Annotated in this window: 16 protein-coding genes; 7 read left to right on the plus strand and 9 right to left on the minus strand. The window is 72.4% G+C overall.

Features of this window, described 5'->3' with window-relative positions; translation table 11 throughout:
* Positions 1–65 precede the first annotated feature (65 nt).
* Positions 66–1,202 (plus strand): M48 family metallopeptidase, encoded by a 1,137-nt coding sequence (locus AB4Z14_RS07725; RefSeq protein ID WP_442274700.1) that lies wholly within the window; start codon positions 66–68, stop codon positions 1,200–1,202.
* A gap of 96 nt (positions 1,203–1,298) precedes the next feature.
* On the opposite strand, the gene AB4Z14_RS07730 is transcribed toward AB4Z14_RS07725, so the two are convergent.
* Positions 1,299–2,537, minus strand: a complete 1,239-nt coding sequence (locus AB4Z14_RS07730; RefSeq protein WP_442274701.1) for an MFS transporter — start codon at positions 2,535–2,537, stop codon at positions 1,299–1,301.
* Positions 2,538–2,662: 125 nt separating this feature from the next.
* Between AB4Z14_RS07730 and AB4Z14_RS07735 the strand changes: the two genes are divergently transcribed.
* A complete protein-coding gene (locus AB4Z14_RS07735; RefSeq protein WP_442274702.1) occupies positions 2,663–3,208 on the plus strand; it encodes a type II toxin-antitoxin system PemK/MazF family toxin in 546 nt (181 codons plus the stop codon).
* A gap of 60 nt (positions 3,209–3,268) precedes the next feature.
* On the opposite strand, the gene rpsT is transcribed toward AB4Z14_RS07735, so the two are convergent.
* From rpsT to AB4Z14_RS07755, 4 genes are all read right to left on the minus strand, one after another.
* A complete protein-coding gene (rpsT, locus tag AB4Z14_RS07740; protein WP_020142594.1) occupies positions 3,269–3,529 on the minus strand; it encodes a 30S ribosomal protein S20 in 261 nt (86 codons plus the stop codon).
* A gap of 226 nt (positions 3,530–3,755) precedes the next feature.
* On the minus strand, positions 3,756–4,715 hold the full coding sequence (gene holA / locus AB4Z14_RS07745) for a DNA polymerase III subunit delta (RefSeq protein WP_442274703.1): 960 nt from the start codon (positions 4,713–4,715) through the stop codon (positions 3,756–3,758).
* Between the two features lie 70 nt (positions 4,716–4,785).
* Entirely contained in the window at positions 4,786–7,026 is a 2,241-nt protein-coding gene (locus AB4Z14_RS07750; protein ID WP_442274704.1) for an ATP-dependent DNA helicase, read from the minus strand.
* Positions 7,027–7,149: 123 nt separating this feature from the next.
* Positions 7,150–7,824 (minus strand): TetR family transcriptional regulator, encoded by a 675-nt coding sequence (locus tag AB4Z14_RS07755; protein WP_442274705.1) that lies wholly within the window; start codon positions 7,822–7,824, stop codon positions 7,150–7,152.
* A gap of 83 nt (positions 7,825–7,907) precedes the next feature.
* Here AB4Z14_RS07755 and AB4Z14_RS07760 point away from each other — a divergent pair, with 83 nt between their 5' ends.
* The 3 genes from AB4Z14_RS07760 to AB4Z14_RS07770 all read left to right on the plus strand — a co-directional run bounded on the left by AB4Z14_RS07760 (position 7,908) and on the right by AB4Z14_RS07770 (position 12,252).
* Positions 7,908–8,501, plus strand: a complete 594-nt coding sequence (locus tag AB4Z14_RS07760; protein WP_442274706.1) for a TIGR03086 family metal-binding protein — start codon at positions 7,908–7,910, stop codon at positions 8,499–8,501.
* Positions 8,502–8,617: 116 nt separating this feature from the next.
* Positions 8,618–10,321: a formate--tetrahydrofolate ligase gene (locus AB4Z14_RS07765; RefSeq protein WP_442274707.1), complete on the plus strand. Its 1,704-nt coding sequence runs from the start codon at positions 8,618–8,620 to the stop codon at positions 10,319–10,321.
* A 122-nt stretch (positions 10,322–10,443) separates the two neighbouring features.
* Positions 10,444–12,252, plus strand: a complete 1,809-nt coding sequence (locus AB4Z14_RS07770) for an FG-GAP repeat domain-containing protein (RefSeq protein ID WP_442274708.1) — start codon at positions 10,444–10,446, stop codon at positions 12,250–12,252.
* Between the two features lie 131 nt (positions 12,253–12,383).
* On the opposite strand, the gene AB4Z14_RS07775 is transcribed toward AB4Z14_RS07770, so the two are convergent.
* The 4 genes from AB4Z14_RS07775 to hflX form a co-directional block, all read right to left on the minus strand.
* Positions 12,384–12,539 (minus strand): hypothetical protein, encoded by a 156-nt coding sequence (locus AB4Z14_RS07775; RefSeq protein ID WP_442274709.1) that lies wholly within the window; start codon positions 12,537–12,539, stop codon positions 12,384–12,386.
* 264 nt (positions 12,540–12,803) lie between these two features.
* Positions 12,804–13,874 (minus strand): GNAT family N-acetyltransferase, encoded by a 1,071-nt coding sequence (locus AB4Z14_RS07780; protein ID WP_442274710.1) that lies wholly within the window; start codon positions 13,872–13,874, stop codon positions 12,804–12,806.
* A complete protein-coding gene (locus tag AB4Z14_RS07785; protein ID WP_020142601.1) occupies positions 13,871–14,026 on the minus strand; it encodes a hypothetical protein in 156 nt (51 codons plus the stop codon). Before AB4Z14_RS07785 ends, AB4Z14_RS07780 begins: the two co-directional genes overlap by 4 nt.
* A gap of 82 nt (positions 14,027–14,108) precedes the next feature.
* Positions 14,109–15,614 (minus strand): GTPase HflX, encoded by a 1,506-nt coding sequence (gene hflX / locus AB4Z14_RS07790; RefSeq protein WP_442274711.1) that lies wholly within the window; start codon positions 15,612–15,614, stop codon positions 14,109–14,111.
* Positions 15,615–15,735: 121 nt separating this feature from the next.
* Here hflX and AB4Z14_RS07795 point away from each other — a divergent pair, with 121 nt between their 5' ends.
* Together AB4Z14_RS07795 and AB4Z14_RS07800 are read left to right on the plus strand one after the other, a co-directional pair.
* Positions 15,736–16,347 carry a class I SAM-dependent methyltransferase gene (locus AB4Z14_RS07795; protein ID WP_442274712.1) on the plus strand — a complete coding sequence of 204 codons (612 nt, stop codon included), beginning with the start codon at positions 15,736–15,738 and terminating at the stop codon, positions 16,345–16,347.
* Between the two features lies 1 nt (position 16,348).
* Entirely contained in the window at positions 16,349–17,098 is a 750-nt protein-coding gene (locus AB4Z14_RS07800) for a nucleotidyltransferase domain-containing protein (protein ID WP_442274878.1), read from the plus strand.
* The last annotated feature ends 49 nt before the right edge of the window (positions 17,099–17,147 follow it).

Consider the following 17,147-nt stretch of genomic DNA (forward strand, 5'->3'; position numbering starts at 1 on the left):
CCGCCGCTCACGCCCTCGTGGCCCGCGCCCACCACCGACCCGAGTCGTGACGCACAATGGCGGCCATGCGCGCCCAACCCATGCAGGTCCTGCCCGTGGCCCCCGGGTCGCACGTGCCGCTGCGCCGTCACGTGCGGCACCCGCGGGAGATCCTGACGCTCGTCGTCGCGATCATCGCCTCGCTGCTCCTGCTCCTGGCCGCCTTCGCGGAGGTGTCGGCCGCCATCGACGAGCAGCGCACGCCGGACGTCTACGCGCTGGCGCTCGTGTTCGCCCCGCTGCTCGTCTGGTTCGCGCGCGGGCAGCTGTGGGCGCAGCAGCGGCTCACCGGCATCAAGCTGACCCCCGAGCAGTTCCCCGAGGCGTACGCGATGCTCGTCGACGCCGCGGGGCGCTCTGGCCTCTCCTACGTGCCCGACGCGTACGTCGTGCTCGGCAACGGTGTCATCAACGCGGCGGCGTCCGGCCACGGCTTCCGACGGTTCGTGTTCGTCAACAGCGACCTCCTCGAGGTCGGTGGAGCAGCACGCGAGCCCGACGCGCTCCGGTTCGTCATCGCCCACGAGGTCGGGCACATCGCCGCGGGTCACGTCAGCTACTGGCGCATCCTCGGCACGTTCGCCTCCCAGTGGATCCCGATCGTCGGGTCGACGCTGAGCCGGGCCCAGGAGTACACCGCGGACAACTACGGCCACGCTCTCGCACCGCAGGGTGCCCGGTCGGCGATGGCGACCCTCGCCGGAGGCAAGTACCTCGGCCGGTCGGTCGACGTCGACGCGATGGCCGACCGCGCCGTCACCGAGCCCGGCTTCTTCGTGTGGGTGACCAACGCCGCGGCGAGCCACCCGGTGCTGCTGTGGCGCATGCACGCCCTGCGCGACCGACGCCGTCCGGGGCGGCTGCTCTGGCGCCCGAGGGAGCCGTGGCTGTGGGGCACTCCCGCGGCGCCGGGCGCCTACGCCCTGCCCGCCATGGTCGGCTTCTCGCCGACGCCGCTGCCCGAGGTGCTGTCCACCCGGCAGGTGGCCGATCGCGTCCCCGTCGACGCCGTGGCCAACAGCGCGTCAGGTGCCCCGTCGAGCGCCGTGCCGTATGCCGTGCCCGCCGTCGTGAGTGAGGGCGCGGACGCCGCCCCGGAACCTCGTCGCGACCCGACCGGCCAGCCGGAGCCGGTCCGTGACGACGACCGCTGGCGCCCCTGACCCGTCGGGCGAGCGCCCCCGCCGCAGTCGAGCTGGGCGCCCCGTCCCAGTCGAGTGAGCGCCCCGTCCCAGTCGAGTGAGCGCCCCGTCCCGGCGTCAGGCGTTCGTCGTGGCCGACACGGCGGCAGCGTGCTCGACCTGACGCCCGGAGCCGGTGGCAGCAGCTCGCGCGCGGCGCTCGAGCACCGCTGACAGCACCGCCACGCCGACACCGAGCACGGCGAGACCGGCACCGACGAGGCTCGGCGCGCCGTAGCCCCAGCCCGCCGCGAGCACGATCGAGCCGAGCCAGGCCCCGAGGGCGTTCGCGGTGTTGAGCGTCGAGTGGTTGAGCGCTGCCGCGAGCGACTGCCCCTCGTGCGCGACGTCCATGAGGCGCGTCTGGAGCAGCGGCACGACGATCGAGGGCAGCAGGCCCAGGACGAAGACCATGACGACCGCGAGCCAGAGGATCTGGGCGGCCCACCCGAAGAGGGCGAGGAGCACGGCGATGGCTGCGAGCGCCCCGATGATCCCCTTGAGCACGCCGACCCGGTTGGCGACCCGGCCGCTGAGCACCATGCCGACGACCATCCCGACCCCGTAGGCCGCGAGCACCCACGGGATGTAGCGCTCGTCGAGCCCGGCGAGCTCGGTCATGGTCGGGGTGATGAAGGAGTACATCGCGAACATGCCGCCGAAGCCGACGACGCCGATGAGGAGGGCGAGCCAGACCTGGGGCCGGCGCAGCGCCTGCATCTCGGCCCGCATCGACTCCTCGCCGCTCGGCGGCTGGTGCGGCAGGAAGACCGCGATGGCCGCGACGGTCAGGACGGCGATGACGCCGACGAGGACGTAGGGCAGGTGCCACGAGAAGCGCTGTCCGAGCAGGGTCGCGAGCGGAACGCCGACGACGTTGGCGACGCCGAGGCCACCGAGGATGGCGGCGACGGCCGCCGTGCGGCGCCGGTGCGACACGAGGGACGCGGCGACGACCGAGCCGATGCCGAAGAAGGCACCGTGCGGCATACCCGCGAGGAAACGGGCAGCCATGACGGTCGGGTACGTGTTCGCCGCGAGGACGGCGAGGTGCGCGACGGCGAAGAAGGCCATGAGCCCCATGAGCAGACCCTTGCGCGGCGCCTTGGCGAACGCGATGGCGATGAGCGGCGCACCGACCACGACGCCGAGGGCGTAGGCCGAGACGTAGTGACCGGCGGTGGCGATGCCGACCCCCGTCCCGTCGGCGATCTGCGGCAGCAGGCCCATCGTCACGAACTCCGTCGTGCCGATGGCGAACCCACCGACGGCGATGGCGAGGATGGCGAGGGTCGTGCGGCGTGCTGCGGGACTCACAGGGCTCTCCGGGTTCGGTCGTTCATCGGCATCCACGATGGTGGCGGCGGGCATGAGTGGTGCGGATCGCCGTCGACCCGGTCTCGGACCCCAACGGTAACGGTGCCGCGGCTACGGTGATTCCCATGCCCAGCACCTTCGAACGCCTGGTCGGTCGCCTGCGCGGCCTCGTGCGAGCCTCGCCCTCAACGACGCGCCCCCGTTCGTCCGCGCCCAGCGCGCCGCAGCGTCCGGCTGCCACCTCGACACCGTCCGCCACCGCGAGGCCCTACCCCGGTGACGCGACGACCCTGCCGGACACGACGTATGCGCCGCGACCCGACGGCCGCCCCGATCCCGGCGAGATCGTCTGGACCTGGGTGCCCTACGAGGAGGACCACAGCCAGGGCAAGGACCGGCCGGTGCTCGTCATCGGACGCGAGGGCGACTGGCTCGTCGCACTGCCCCTGACGAGCAAGGACCACGACCGCGACGAGCAGCAGGAGCGTCGCTCGGGCCGCGAGTGGGTCGACATCGGCACCGGCGCGTGGGACGGCCGAGGGCGCCCGAGCGAGGTCCGGGTCAACCGGCTCGTCCGGGTCGACCCCGACGGGGTGCGGCGCGAGGGTGCTGTGCTCCCCCGCGACCGCTACGAGGAGGTCGTGGCCGCCGCGCGCGCCCACCACGGCTGAGACGCAGATCGGGCCCGTCACCACGAGGTGACGGGCCCGTTCAGACGAGAGGGTGGTGCGTCAGAGCGACGCGACCTTCTTCGCCAGCGCCGACTTCTTGTTGGCAGCCTGGTTCTGGTGGATGACACCCTTGCTGACAGCCTTGTCGAGCTTCTTCGAGGCGGTCTTGAGGGCCTCGGCAGCAGCGTCCTTGTCGCCGGAGGCCGTGGCCTCGCGGACCTTGCGGACCCACGTGCGAAGCTCGCTCTTGACGGCCTTGTTGCGCTCGGTGCGCGTCGCGTTCGTCTTGATGCGCTTGAGCTGCGACTTGATGTTTGCCACGTTGATGGTTTCTTTCGTTCGGTCGGATGGTTGCCGTTAGAGGGCGGCAAAGCTGCTCGGGACCGGGCGTGGGGACACCCTGCGTGAGCGGCTCTGGATGGTGCATGCATGCGCGCACGACCTGAGCGCGCACGCAAGGGTCAAAGTTACCAGCGGGCGGGGCGCTCGACCAAACCGGAGGTATGCCGTCCGGCGCGGTCCGCGCGGTCGTCCGGTGAGCTCGACCTCAGCGGGCCGCTCGCGCCCGGGAGATGGTCAGGATCGCCCGCTCGACGGCGTACACGGGGTCGCGGCCGCCGCCCTTGACCTCGAAGTCCGCGGCCGCCACCGCCTGCACGGCGACGGCGAGCCCGTCGGCGGTCCAGTGGCCGACGGCGCGGCGGGCCTTGTCGATCTGCCACGGAGCCATGCCGAGGCTCTTGGCGAGCTGGGCCGAGCTGCCCCGGCCAGCCGCGCCGACCTTGATGAGCTGGCGCAGCTGCGAGGCGATGACGGCGACGATCGGGACCGGGTCGACCCCGGTGGCGATGGCGTGTCGGAGCAGGCGCAGCGCCTCCCCGGAGTGCCCGGCGATCGTCGCGTCGGCAACCCGGAAGCCCGTGGCCTCGACCTTGCCCCCGTGGTAGGTGTCGACGACGGCGTCGTCGATCGTGCCCTCGGTGTCGGAGACGAGCTGCGAGCAGGCGGCGGCGAGCTCGCGGACGTCCTTGCCCACGGCCTCGATGAGGGCCCGCACGCCCTCGCTCGTGATCTTGCGCCGGGCCGCCGAGAACTCCTTCGTGACGAAGTCGGTCTTGTCGCGGTCGGTCTTGATGGCAGGGCACTCGATGACGCGGGCCCCGGCCTTCTTCATCGTGTCGAGGACCTTCTTGCCCTTCATCCCTCCGCCGTGCGCGACGACGAGGCCGACGTCGGGGTCGGGCGCCGCGAGGAGCGCGAGCAGGTCGAGCTGGAGCTCGTCGGGTGACTCGTGGAGGTCGCGCACGACGATCGTCTTGGCGCCGCCGAAGAGCGAGGGACTGGCGTGCATCTGGAGGGCGCCGGACTCGTAGGTCGCGGCCTCGATGCGGATGACCTCGACGTCGGCCTCCTTGGCGCCGGCGAGGACGCCGGCGACGGCCCGCTCGACGAGGACGCCCTCGGGGCCGGTCACGAGCACGAAGGGAAGGATGGCCGGGTCGGTCATGGCGGCAACTCTGCCATGCGACGCCGACACCGCGGGACGCCCGGGATCCCGGGAAGCCCGCTGAGGCGTGTCAGTCGAAGAGGGCGCCCGACGCGATGGTCAGCCCGAGCTGCTCGACGCGAGCGGCGATCGTCTCCTCGGGCAGCTCGAAGTGGTCGACGAGCTCGTCGAGCTGCATGCCGGTCTCTGCTGCGTCGCGCAGCTCCTCGTCCTGCTCGTCGGTCCACGCGTGCCCGGACGTCACCGCGCTGCGCGAGGAGACCGGAGCAGGCGGGGCCACCGCGACCGGCCTCGGGTGCTCCGTGCCGTCGGCGTCGGACCGGGCCCCGGTGAGCGACCGCAGGGCCGGCTCCTCGACGGGGACGGGCGGCGGCGCCATGGCGTCGAGCCGGGCCAGCGCGGAGAGCACCATCTTCCTGTCGGTCGTCGGGTAGAAGGGCGGCAGCGAGCGCTGGAGGAAGCCGGCATACCTCGCCGTCATCATCCGGGAGTCGAGGAAAGCCACGACGCCGCGGTCGTCGGCACGGCGCACGAGACGTCCGGCGCCCTGGGCCAGGCGCAGCGCGGCGTGGGTGGCCGAGACGGCCATGAAGCCGTTGCCGCCCATCCGCGCGATCGCCTGCGACCGGGCGGAGGCGAGCGGGTCGTCGGGTCGTGGGAACGGGATGCGGTCGATGATGACGAGCTGGCACGACGAGCCCGGCACGTCGACGCCCTGCCACAGGGTGAGCGTGCCGAAGAGACAGGTGCGAGGGTCGCGCGCGAACTGGCGCACGAGGGTCGTGATCTGGTCCTCCCCCTGGCAGAGGACCGGGATGTCGTCGCCGAACCGCGCGCGCATGACCTCGGCGGCCGTCTGGGCCGCCCGCATCGACGAGAAGAGACCGAGGGTGCGGCCTCCGGCGGCACGCACGAGCTCCTCGATCTCGTCCAGCGTGTCGTCGCCGGCGCCGTCACGGCCGGGCGGCGGCAGGTGGGCGGCGACGTAGGCGATGGCCTGCTTGGGGTAGTCGAAGGGGCTGCCGACGTCGAGGCCCTGCCACGTGGGAGCGCCCTCGCCGCGCAGCCCGATCGTGCCGGCCACCGCGTCGAACGTGCCGCCGAGCTCGAGCGTCGCGGACGTGAGGACGACGGTGCGCTCCTCGAAGATGTTGTCGCGCACGAGCATGGCGACGCTCATCGGCGCGACGCGCAGGACCGGCCCGCGGCGCTGGTCGCGATTGAGCCAGACGACGTCGAGCTCGCGCTCCTCGAGGATCCGCTCGGCGTTCTCGTGGATCTCGTCGACGGCGGCGCGGGCCACCTGGCGGGCGCCGTCGGCCTCCTGCCCGGGCGGTGGCTTGAGGTCGCTCTGGACGGTGCGGGCCGTGTCACGCACCCGGGCGAGCGCGAGGCCGACGGAGTCGGGGATGCCGAGCATCCGCCCCTCCTCGATCGGCTCGAGCGCCTGGGCGAGCATCTCCCCCGCCTCGTCCATGGCGGCGGTGTTCTCGGACATGCGGCCGGCCTTCTTCGCAGCCGTCATGACCATGGTGCCGGTCAGCTCGTCGGTGATCGTCGCGGTGACGCGGTCGACGAGCTCGTGGGCCTCGTCGACGACGAGCACGTCGTGCTCGGGCAGCATCTGTCGGCCCTCGAAGGAGTCGATGGCCATGAAGGAGTGGTTGGTGACGATGACGTCGACGTCCTTGGCGGCCTCGCGGGCGCGCTCGACGAAGCACTCGGCGACGAGCGGGCACTTGCCGCCCATGCACTCGTGCGCCGACACCGAGACCTGCCGCCACGCGCGCTCCGAGACGCCGGGCACGAGCTCGTCGCGGTCACCGGAGTCGGTCGTGCTCGCCCACTCGCGCAGCCGGACGACCTCCTGGCCGAGACGGCCGACGGCGGCGTCGACCTGCCCGACCGACAGCAGTCCGTCCTCGTCGTCGGGGAAGCCCCCCTCGAGCTTGTTGAGGCACACGTAGTTGCGCCGCCCCTTGACGAGGGCGTAGGTCGGTCGTCGCCCGAGCACGGGCGCGAGCGCATCGGCGACCCGCGGCATGTCGCGGTCGACGATCTGTGCCTGCAGCGCCAGGGTCGCGGTCGCGACGACCGCCGGTTTGCCCGCCTCGAAGGCGTGCGCGACGGCGGGCACGAGATAGGCGAGCGACTTGCCGGTGCCGGTCCCGGCCTGCACGAGCAGGTGCTCGCCGCCGTCGATGGCGTGGGCGACGGCCTTGGCCATCTCGACCTGACCGGGGCGCTCGACACCGCCGACCCCCGACACCGCGGCGTGGAGGAGGTCGTCGAGCGCGGGTCGCTGAGGCATTGGCTCAGCGTATGCCGCAGGGCCGACTCGCCGTGCCACCCGTCCCCCGCGTCGCGTGACCCGCGGTCGGGTCGCGCGCAGTGGCTGTGGCGCGGAGGCTCGGAGGCTCGGAGGCTCGGAGGCTCAGTGACTCCGTGCCCAGCGTTCGCCGAGCTCGGTGCCCGTCGGCGCGGTGGCGTCGAGCGTCGAGGGCTCCGGCGTGCACAACGCGTCGAGCTGCAGGCGGAGGTAGCGGCGCCGGAGGGCGACGGTCCGCGCGGGGTCGTCGACGCGTACGGCGGTCAGCTGCTCGAGCAGCATGGGGACGTCTGCCGCCTCGACGTCGCGGCGCAGCCGACCGGTGGACTGCGCCCGCCGCACGAGGGCGTCGACGAGGTCGCCGCCGCGGACGGCGAGGTCGCGCAGCTCGACCGTCGACCGGAACGTGCCGGCCAGCCGGACGGTCAGGGCGTGGACGTCGGCCTCGACCACGTCGGCGAGGAAGTCCTCGAAGGCTGACCACGCGTCACGGTCGTCGGCGAGCGCCCGCTCGGCCAGCTCGGCGAAACGGCGTAGCCCGTCGCCGCACACCCGCCGCAGCAGCTCGTCCCGGCCGGCATAGCGACGATAGAGACCACCGACACCGACTCCGGCCGCCTGCGCGACCGCGGCCATCGAGGCCTCCGGGTCGCGCAGCAGCACCTCCCGCGCCGCCTCGACGATGGCAGCGTCGTTGCGCGCCGCCTCCGCCTGGCGACCGCGCCGCGGTCGGTCCCGTGCGTCGTCGGCGGCGGGCTCCCCTGGCGTGCGGCTCGGCATGGACCGACCGTACCACTTGAACGGAACGCATCATTCCGTTAATGTCTATACGGAACGAACCATTCCGATAGAGAGGCACCCCGATGGACACGACGCAGACCGCTTGGACGATCCTCGACGCGGCGCACACCGCCCTGCGCGACACCGTGACCGCGGTGCGCACGGACGAGTGGGACGGCCCCACGCCGTGCTCCGACTGGACCGTGGCGCAGGTGCTCCAGCACGCGGCCGGCGACCAGCAGGCCTACGCGGCGATGCTCGGCGAGGGCGACTTCCCGGCATACGACCCCTTCTCCCCCACGGGCACCCTGGAGACGAGCGCGCTCGAGCTGCTCGACCCGCCGCTCAGGGCATCCCGCCTTGCCTTCTCGCGCGTCGGCGCGGACGACCCCGCGGTCGCCGTGCCGCTCCCGCAGGCACGGCTGGTCGCTCCGGTCGCCGTGGGCGCGGCCGCGCTGGACGCAGCGGTGCACGCCTGGGACATCGCGGTCGCGACCGGCCAGCCGTCCCCCATGGACGCCGGGCTCGCCGCGCAGCTGTACGCCGTGGCTGTCGAGATCGTCGAGCCCCTGCGCGGATTCGCCTATGCCGCAGCACTGCCCGGCGTCCAGGGTGATGCCGTCGACCGGCTGCTGCGCTACCTCGGACGAGACCCCAGCTGGTCCCCGACGCGCTGAGCCGCAGCCGTCCGTCTCCGACCGTCCGTCCGGACGTGCCGGCCTGGGACGGACGTCACGCCACCGACTGCGCCGATCTCGTTGTGCCGAGGCAGGTCCGGGGGTTGTATCGAGGTATGAGCGCACCCCTGCCCACCGACCTCGACATCGCGAACGCGGCGACCCTGCGTCCGCTCGCCGACGTCGCCGCCGACCTCGGCGTCACGTCCGACCACCTCGAGCCGTGGGGGCGTGACGTCGCGAAGATCGACCTCGCCGTCCTCGACGCGCCACCCCACCAGCCCGACGCGAAGTACGTCGTCGTCACCGCGATCACGCCGACGCCGCTCGGCGAGGGCAAGACGACGACCTCCGTCGGGCTCGCCCAGGCGCTGCAGCGGCTCGACAAGCGTGCCGTCGTCGCGCTGCGCCAGCCCTCGATGGGTCCGACGTTCGGGATCAAGGGCGGTGCGGCCGGCGGCGGCTACAGCCAGGTCGTCCCGATGGAGCGGCTCAACCTGCACCTGACGGGTGACTTCCACGCCGTCACGTCGGCCCACAACCTGCTCGCCGCGATGATCGACAACCACCTGCACCACGGCAACGCGCTCGGCCTCGACGTCCGCAACATCACGTGGCGCCGGGTGCTCGACGTCAACGACCGGGCCCTGCGCAACGTCGTCATCGGGCTCGGTGCACGTCAGGACGGCGTGGCCCGCGAGACGGGGTTCGACATCACGGCCGCGAGCGAGGTCATGGTGCTGCTCACCCTCGCGACCTCGCTGCGCGACCTGCGCGAGCGCCTCGGCCGGGTCGTCGTCGGCTACACGACCGAGGGGAAGGGCGTCAGCGCCGAGGACCTGCACGCCGCCGGGGCGATGACGGCGATCCTCGCGGACGCCCTCAAACCCAACCTGCTCCAGACGCTCGAGGGCGGGCCGGCCATCATCCACTGCGGGCCGTTCGGCAACATCGCGACGGGCACGTCGTCCGTCACGGCCGACCTCATCGCCATGCGCGGCAGCGACTACGCCATCACCGAGGCCGGCTTCGGGGCCGACATGGGAGCCGAGCGCTTCTTCGACGTCAAGTGCCGGGTCAGCGGGCTCAGGCCCGACGTCGCCGTGATCGTGGCGACGGTCCGCGCGCTCAAGACCCATTCGGGGAGGTATGCCGTCAAGGCCGGAAAGCCCCTGCCCGCGGGCCTGCTCAAGGAGAGTCCCAAGGACGTCGAGGCCGGGTTGGCCAACCTTCGCAAGCACGTCGAGATCGTGCGTCGCTTCGGCGTGCAGCCCGTCATCGCGATCAACGCCTTCCCCGACGACCACGACTCCGAGCACGCCGTCATCCGCCGCTTCTGCAACAGCCTCGGGGTCCGCTCAGCGGTGACCCGTCACGTCGCCGAGGGCGGGGCGGGAGCGCTGGAGCTCGCCCAGGTCGTCATCGAGGCCGCGCACGAGCCGACGAGCTTCGAGTTCCTCTATCCCCTCGACCTGCCGCTCGAGCAGAAGATCGAGGCCATCGCCACACAGATCTACGGCGCCGACGGGATCGACGTCAGCCCGGCGGCGGCCAGGGCGCTCAAGGACTACGAACGGCTCGGCTACGGCGGGCTGCCCGTGGTCATCGCCAAGACGCACCTGTCGATCTCGTCCGACCCCTCGCTGCGCGGAGCCCCGCGCGGGTGGCGGATGCCGGTGCGCGAGGTCCGGGCGGCGGTCGGGGCCGGCTACGTCTACGCGATCTGCGGAGACATGCGGACCATGCCGGGCCTGCCGACCTCCCCCAACGCCGAACGCATCGACATCGACGAGAACGGCTCCGTCACCGGCCTGTCCTGACGGTCGTCGCACCACGAACCGCCGGGCTGTAAGTGTGAGCGTGGATTCGCCCCGAATGCCGTGTGCGGCCACTAGCCTCAGCGTGGCCGGTGCCGGACCGGATCGATCACAGGGGAGCTCATATGACTGCAGCGGCGCGCGGCGCCCGGTCCTCGACCCGTCGCCGACGGCTCGTGGCCCTCGGCGCGGCACTGGCACTGTTGCCTGCGGCGCTCGCGGGCTCTCCCACGGCTAGCGCCGACGAGGTGCCTGACCTGCTCCATCCCACCGCAGAGGTCTTCGGGTCCTCCGAGTTGCTCTGGGTGCAGGCGCACTCACAGCTGTCCTGCGAGGCCTGGAGCGGGCCCGGATGGGTGCCCGGCACCACGATCGCGCGGCGGTGGCTCGACGACAACGGGACCGAGATCGTCACGTCGAGGTACCTGACCGTGTCGATCTCCGATCTCGGCACCTCCTTCACCTGCGAGGCGACGGCAACCACGCCAGCCGGAGACACCCAGACGGTTCGCAGCCTGCCGAAGCGGGTCACCCTCGGGTCCGGTACGGCCTACGTCGGCTACAGCGCCGACCGCACCTACTCTCCCGGCGGACCCGCTTTCCTGCTGTACGACGACCAGCGCCTCGCGACGTCCGTGGCGGCCAGGGCCGGGGAGATCCGCACGACGTACACGTGGCTGCGCGACGGCGTGGCCATCGCCGGCGGCGGTGGCGAGACGACCCGTCCATGGTCTCACCGCCTCACGGACGGCGACGCCGGACACCACCTGTCGCTGCGCATGTCGGTCGGCCAGGCCGCCACCGGGATCTCCGCGACCTACACGTCGGACCCGACACCCACCGTCGGCACGTGGTCCCTGACCGCGACCATCCCCGCGACCCCTCTGAAGGTCGACAACGCGCTCGCCGTCGAGGTTCGCCCCACCCAGGCCTACCCCGACGCCTTCTCGGACGACCTGTTCGGCCGGTTCACCACCACGCAGCAGTGGCTGCGCAACGGTGTCCCCATCTACGGCGCGACCCGGGACGCCTACACCCTCACCCGACTCGATGTCGGCAAGCGCCTGTCTGTTCGGGTGACCGTCCGCTCGCCCGGATATGTGACGCGCACGCTCACCACGGCCCAGACGGCCGTCATGCCGGGCACCTACCAGCCCGTGTCGCTCTCCGGTGACCGGTACCGCGACATCGCCGTGCGGGAACAGGGCTACCTGCTGACGCGCGACGGGTTCAACGGCGGCATCGACTGGGGCGGCGCACAGTCGGCCAAGGCCTCGTGGGGCAGCTGGGTCACGGCGTTGGCGGTGGGAGACATGTCCGGCGACGGGCAGGAGGACTTCGTCGTCCGTGACGCCCAGGGCTACCTCTGGGCCTACCGCACCGACCCGATCGAGTACTCCGCCAACCTCGGCCGCTTCCGTATCGGCAGCGGCTGGAACGGCATGGACCGCGTCCTGGCGGGCGCGGACTTCGACGGCGACCGCTACGGCGACGTCATGGCACGGCGCCGGTCGGACGGCGCGCTCCTCTTCTACGCCGGTCGCGGTCCCCTCGGTCTCGCCCCCGGCAAGGTCGTCGGCACGGGTTTCGGCAACCGCCGCATCGTCACGGTCGCAGGCGACATGAACCGGGACGGACGAGCGGACCTCTACTCGATGACGACCGCCGGGAACCTCTATTTCCACGCAGGGCTCGGCAACGGCCGGGTCGCGGCCGGAGTCCTCGTCGAACGCGGATGGCAGGGCTACACCGCGGTCCTGCGCGCCGGTGACCTCACCGGCGACGGTCGCGCCGACCTCCTCGCCCGTGACGCGTCCGGGTGGCTGTGGCTCTACCCCGGCGAGGGCAACGGGCACGTCGGTACCCAGAAGATCTCCAACCGCGTCCTCGACAACAACCGCGTCGCCTTCAAGGTCCCGAGCGCCATCTACTGACCGTGTCACGGGCACGGGCCGCTGCCCCCCACGCGCTCCTGAGCGGGAGACTGCGACAGCCCGTGGCGTCGCGGCCCTCCTGAAGGACCCTCCGCCCCCCGACTCCGAAACCAGCGGCGGAGCCCTGCCCCTCAGCCCTGGACCGATGCCGTGACCGCAGCGGCGAGCACGACGACGGCCATGGCGCAGCGCCAGTGGTCGACGCGGGACAGGCCGGCCGCGACACCGGCGTCGTAGCCGCGTCCGAGCCGTCCGTGCCGTGGCGCTGCGCCCACGGCGGTCAGCACGAGGATGACACCGAACCCCCCCTGCGGCGACCCCCACGCTGAGCGATGCCGGACCGCTGGACAGCACCCAGACCACTGACAGCAGCACGGCTCCGTAGGTGACGACGACGAGCGGCACGATCCGGCGGCCGTGCGCGGCGTGGCGCCGGGCCCAGTCATGGTCGTCGCCGAGCAGCGCCGGGTAGACGAGCGCCGTGACGGTGACCTGGAACCCGGCGTGGAGCGCAGCGGCAGCGGTGAGAGCGACGAGCGGGGCGCCGACGCTCACGACAGCGGAGTCCCGTCGACGCGCCGCGCCATCGTGACGTCGTCGCGGTAGTCGCTCGCGCTGAGGCGAAGGCCGCGTGGCACCCGACCGACCTCGGTCCAGCCCGCGCGGACGTAGAACTCCCCCAGACCGAGACCGTCGCGGTAGTCGAGGCGCAGCAGCTCGACCCAAGGCAGCTCGCGTCGGGCGATGCCGACCATGCCGCCGAGGAAGATGCGGCCGAGGTTGCGCCCCTGGGCGGCCGGGTCGACCATGAGCCGCTTCAGCCCGGCGACGTGGTCGTAGGGGAAGCCTCTCGAGTGCTCCCAGAAGCCGATGCCGAGCAAGGAACCGCCGGGCTCCCTGAGCACACAGAGCAGCGAGCGCCGCGCACGGACGTCGTCGAGGTGCCCGTCGAGCGCGGCCGCCACGTCGTGCCGGGTCGCCCCGGGCAGGAAGCCGACGGAGCCACCGGCGTCGTTGACGCGCACCCAGAGGTCCACGACGGCCTCCCGGAGCCCGGCGCCGACCGCCTCTCGAGGCACGGACGCGACCTTCGGCGCCTCGAAGTAGGGCATCGGCTCGCTCTCCGGCTCGCCCTTCATCCGCCGGGTGCCTACCTGGACGAGTCCCGCCGACACCGCCGTGCGCATCGACGCCGCGTTGACGGCGTCGACCATCGCCGTCACGAGCGCGTCCGGGCGGTGCTCGACGCCCCACGCGACGACCGCGCGCGCGATCTCCCTCCCGAGACCTGCACCCAGGCGGTCGTGCGCGAGTCGGTAGTAGAGGTTGAGGCTCGAGGCGTCGGAGTCCTTGTGCCGCAAGCCCGCCCACCCGACGACCTCACCGGTCGCGCGGTCGACGACGGCGGCATACCCCAGCTCGTCCCGCTCCCAGTCGGCGAGGTCGGCCTCGAGCCTCTCGCGGCACCGCTCGAGGCTGGGCATGCTCGAGGGCGAGTGGGCATACGTGCGCGGGTCGCTGTGGAGGCGCACGTAGTCGTCGAGGTCGTCGGCCCGCGGACGCCGCAGGACGAGCCGTTCGGTCGTCAGCCACACGGCCCCGCCGTCGGCGGGAGCGGTCACGGCGCCTGTCGCTCGGGCGCGCGCGTCTCACAGGCGGCCAGCGGCGCGCCGTCGCAGCAGGGCTCGATGTAGAGGCACTTCGGGCAGCGGTTGTGCGCCTGCTCGGCATACATCTGGGTGCCGCAGTAGGGGCACGGGATCTCGAGGGCCATGCTCCTCATCCTCCCCGACACCCCCGACGGCCGGGCACCGACATGCCGAAGGGCCCGGTGAGGGGCCCTTCGGCGGTGTCCGTCAGCTGGCGACGACGGCGTATGCCGCGAGGTCGGGCTCCATGCTCGGCGTGACCTTGGCGCGCAGCCGGGTCCCCTCGGCCACGTGCTCGCTCTGGAGGATCTCACCCTCCTCGTGGAGGCGCGAGATGAGATCACCGCGCTCGTAGGGCACGAGCACGTCCACCTCGATGTCGGGCTTCGGCAGCTCCTCGTCGATGAGGGCACGCAGCTCGTCGAGGCCGGCGCCGGTGCGCGCTGACACGGTGATGCAGTGCTTCTCGTGGCGGCGGAGCCGGTCGAGCACCTCCGGGTCGGCGATGTCGGCCTTGTTGACGACGATGATCTCCTTGATCTGGTCGCCACCGACCTCTGCGAGCACCTCGCGCACGGCCGAGATCTGGCCCTCGGGGTCGGGGTGCGATCCGTCGACGACGTGCAGGAGCAGGTCGGAGTCGCCCACCTCCTCGAGCGTCGAGCGGAACGCCTCGACGAGCTGGTGCGGAAGGCTGCGCACGAAGCCGACGGTGTCGGCGAGCGTGTAGACGCGGCCGTCCTCGGTCTCGGTGCGACGCACGGTCGGGTCAAGGGTCGCGAAGAGCTGGTTCTCGACGAGGACGCCGGCGCCGGTGAGGCGGTTGAGCAGCGAGCTCTTGCCGGCATTGGTGTAGCCGGCGATGGCCACCGACGGGACGCCGCCGGCCCGGCGCGAGTGGCGACGGGTGTCGCGGCTCGTCTTCATTCCCTTGATGTCGCGGCGCAGCTTGGCGATCTTCGTGTTGATGCGGCGACGGTCGAGCTCGATCTTCGTCTCACCGGGTCCACGCGAGCCGATGCCCTCACCGCCGGCGACCCGGCCACCGGCCTGACGGGACATCGACTCGCCCCAGCCACGCAGGCGCGGCAGGAGGTACTGGAGCTGGGCCAGCTCGACCTGAGCGCGGCCCTCACGGCTCTTGGCGTGCTGGGCGAAGATATCGAGGATGAGCGCGGTGCGGTCGATGACCTTGACCTTGACGACGTCCTCGAGCGCTCGGCGCTGGCTGGGGGCCAGCTCACCGTCGCAGATGACGGTGTCGGCGCCCTCCTCGACGACGATGTCGCGCAGCTCGATCGCCTTGCCCTTGCCGAGCCAGGTCGCCGGGTCGGGCTTCTGGCGGCGCTGGACGACGCCCTCGAGCACGGTCGAGCCGGCGGTCTCGGCGAGCGCCGCTAGCTCGCGGATGGAGTTCTCGGCGTCGTCGGCGGTGCCCTCGGTCCAGACACCGGCCAGCACGACGCGCTCGAGGCGCAGCTGGCGGTACTCGACCTCGGTGATGTCCTCGAGCTCGGTCGACAGGCCCTGGACGCGGCGGAGCGCGGCGCGCTCCTCGCGGTCGAGCTGGTCGCCGTCGTAGAGCGGGTATGCCGTCTCGTCGGTCTCGTGGAGCTCCTCGGCCAGCGCGTCGGCGCGGGTGGCGAAGAGGGTGCGCTCGCGCTGCACGGCGCGGTCGGTGTCGCTGGGGTGGTTCGTGTGGTTGCTCGTCATGTTCTCCCTATGGTCCCACCCGTAGAACGCCACGAGCCACTCGTTTGTGCCCGAACCGGCGTGCAGGGCACGGCGGGTAGGGTGCCGCGGTCGACGGGCCGGGGCCGATACGGTGACCGTGATGAGCGAGCCGACCGACCACTACTTCACCGCCGAGCCGGCCACCCCGGAGGAGCGACGCACCATCGAGGTCGTCCTCGACGGGCACCGGTACACGCTGACGACGGCCCGCGGCGTCTACTCCCCCGACCGCCTCGACCCGGGCACGGCCGTGCTGCTCCAGGGCGCTCCCGACCCGAGCCCGACCGGGGACCTGCTCGACATCGGCTGCGGCTGGGGCCCGATCTCGCTGACCCTCGCGCTCCGCTCCCCCGGCGCCAAGGTCTGGGGTGTCGACGTCAACCGCCGGTCGCTCGACCTGGCGCGGACCAACGCCGCGGCGGTGGGGGTCGACAACACGACCTTCTGCGAGCCGGACGAGGTGCCCGACGACGTGCGCTTCACGACGATCTGGTCCAACCCGCCGATCCACGTCGGCAAGCCCGCCCTCCACGCCCTGCTCGAGCGGTGGCTCCCACGCCTGGCCGACGACGGCGTCGCGCACCTCGTCGTCCAGAAGCACCTCGGCTCCGACTCGCTCCAGCGGTGGATCACCGAGCAGGACTGGGGGCTCAGGTGCACCCGCCTCTCGTCCGCCAAGGCGTTCCGCATCCTCGAGGTGCGCCGTGCCTGACATGGACGGGGCCGTCGACGACGCGCGGGCCCTCGTGGCCCGCTGGTTCCCCGAGGCGGGGGCTGCGTGGCTCGGCGGTAGCGTCGTCCTCGGCTCCGCCACCCCGGGCTCCGACCTCGACGTGACCGTGCTCCTGCCCGGGCCACCAGCGCCGTACCGCGATGCGCGGCGCTTCCGCGACTGGCCGGTCGAGCTCTTCGTGCACACCGAGACGTCGCTCGGCCACTACGTGCGGCGCGACGTCGCCGGCGGGCGGCCCACCATGGTGCGGCTCCTCGGACGCTCGGTCGTCCTCCTCGACAACGACGGGTCCGGTGCCCAGTGGCAGCGGACGGCGCAGCAGCTGCTCGCCGCGGGACCTCCCCGGCTCACCGGCGACGACCTCGCCACGATGAGGTATGCCGTCACCGACCTGCTCGACGACGTGACCCACGCGCACGACGCCCACGAGCGGCTCGTCTGCGCCGTGCTGCTCGCCGACGAGGCCGCTCACCTGCTCCTGCACGGATCGGGTCACTGGTGGGGCCGCGGCAAGTGGGTGGCGCGCGAGCTCGCCGACTTCGACGAGCGCGAGAACACCTCTTGGCGGGAGAGGCACGAGAAGGCACTCGTCACGGCGGCTGCCGGCGACGTGTCACTGCTGCTCGCCTTCGCCGACGACGTGCTGGCCCGCCATGGCGGTCCGCTGTTCGAGGGCTTCAGGCTCGCGGGCACCGACCCTGCTGCGCCACCGGATCCCGGTTCGGCCTGATCCCGAGCCCCGGGTGGCTGCCTCCACCACCCGAACGGGGCCGACGGTC

The organism is Terrabacter sp. 2TAF16 (genome assembly GCF_052115065.1).
GTDB lineage: Bacteria > Actinomycetota > Actinomycetes > Actinomycetales > Dermatophilaceae > Terrabacter.

Bases quoted from the DNA above. Each gene is read 5' to 3' on its own strand.
- AB4Z14_RS07725 (WP_442274700.1), top strand. From the start codon at position 66: ATGCGCGCCCAACCCATGCAGGTCCTGCCCGTGGCCCCCGGGTCGCAC.
- AB4Z14_RS07735 (WP_442274702.1), top strand. From the start codon at position 2,663: ATGCCCAGCACCTTCGAACGCCTGGTCGGTCGCCTGCGCGGCCTCGTG.
- holA (WP_442274703.1), bottom strand. From the start codon at position 4,715: ATGACCGACCCGGCCATCCTTCCCTTCGTGCTCGTGACCGGCCCCGAG.
- AB4Z14_RS07750 (WP_442274704.1), bottom strand. From the start codon at position 7,026: ATGCCTCAGCGACCCGCGCTCGACGACCTCCTCCACGCCGCGGTGTCG.
- AB4Z14_RS07755 (WP_442274705.1), bottom strand. From the start codon at position 7,824: ATGCCGAGCCGCACGCCAGGGGAGCCCGCCGCCGACGACGCACGGGAC.
- AB4Z14_RS07760 (WP_442274706.1), top strand. From the start codon at position 7,908: ATGGACACGACGCAGACCGCTTGGACGATCCTCGACGCGGCGCACACC.
- AB4Z14_RS07765 (WP_442274707.1), top strand. From the start codon at position 8,618: ATGAGCGCACCCCTGCCCACCGACCTCGACATCGCGAACGCGGCGACC.
- AB4Z14_RS07770 (WP_442274708.1), top strand. From the start codon at position 10,444: ATGACTGCAGCGGCGCGCGGCGCCCGGTCCTCGACCCGTCGCCGACGG.
- AB4Z14_RS07785 (WP_020142601.1), bottom strand. From the start codon at position 14,026: ATGGCCCTCGAGATCCCGTGCCCCTACTGCGGCACCCAGATGTATGCC.
- hflX (WP_442274711.1), bottom strand. From the start codon at position 15,614: ATGACGAGCAACCACACGAACCACCCCAGCGACACCGACCGCGCCGTG.
- AB4Z14_RS07795 (WP_442274712.1), top strand. From the start codon at position 15,736: ATGAGCGAGCCGACCGACCACTACTTCACCGCCGAGCCGGCCACCCCG.
- AB4Z14_RS07800 (WP_442274878.1), top strand. From the start codon at position 16,349: ATGGACGGGGCCGTCGACGACGCGCGGGCCCTCGTGGCCCGCTGGTTC.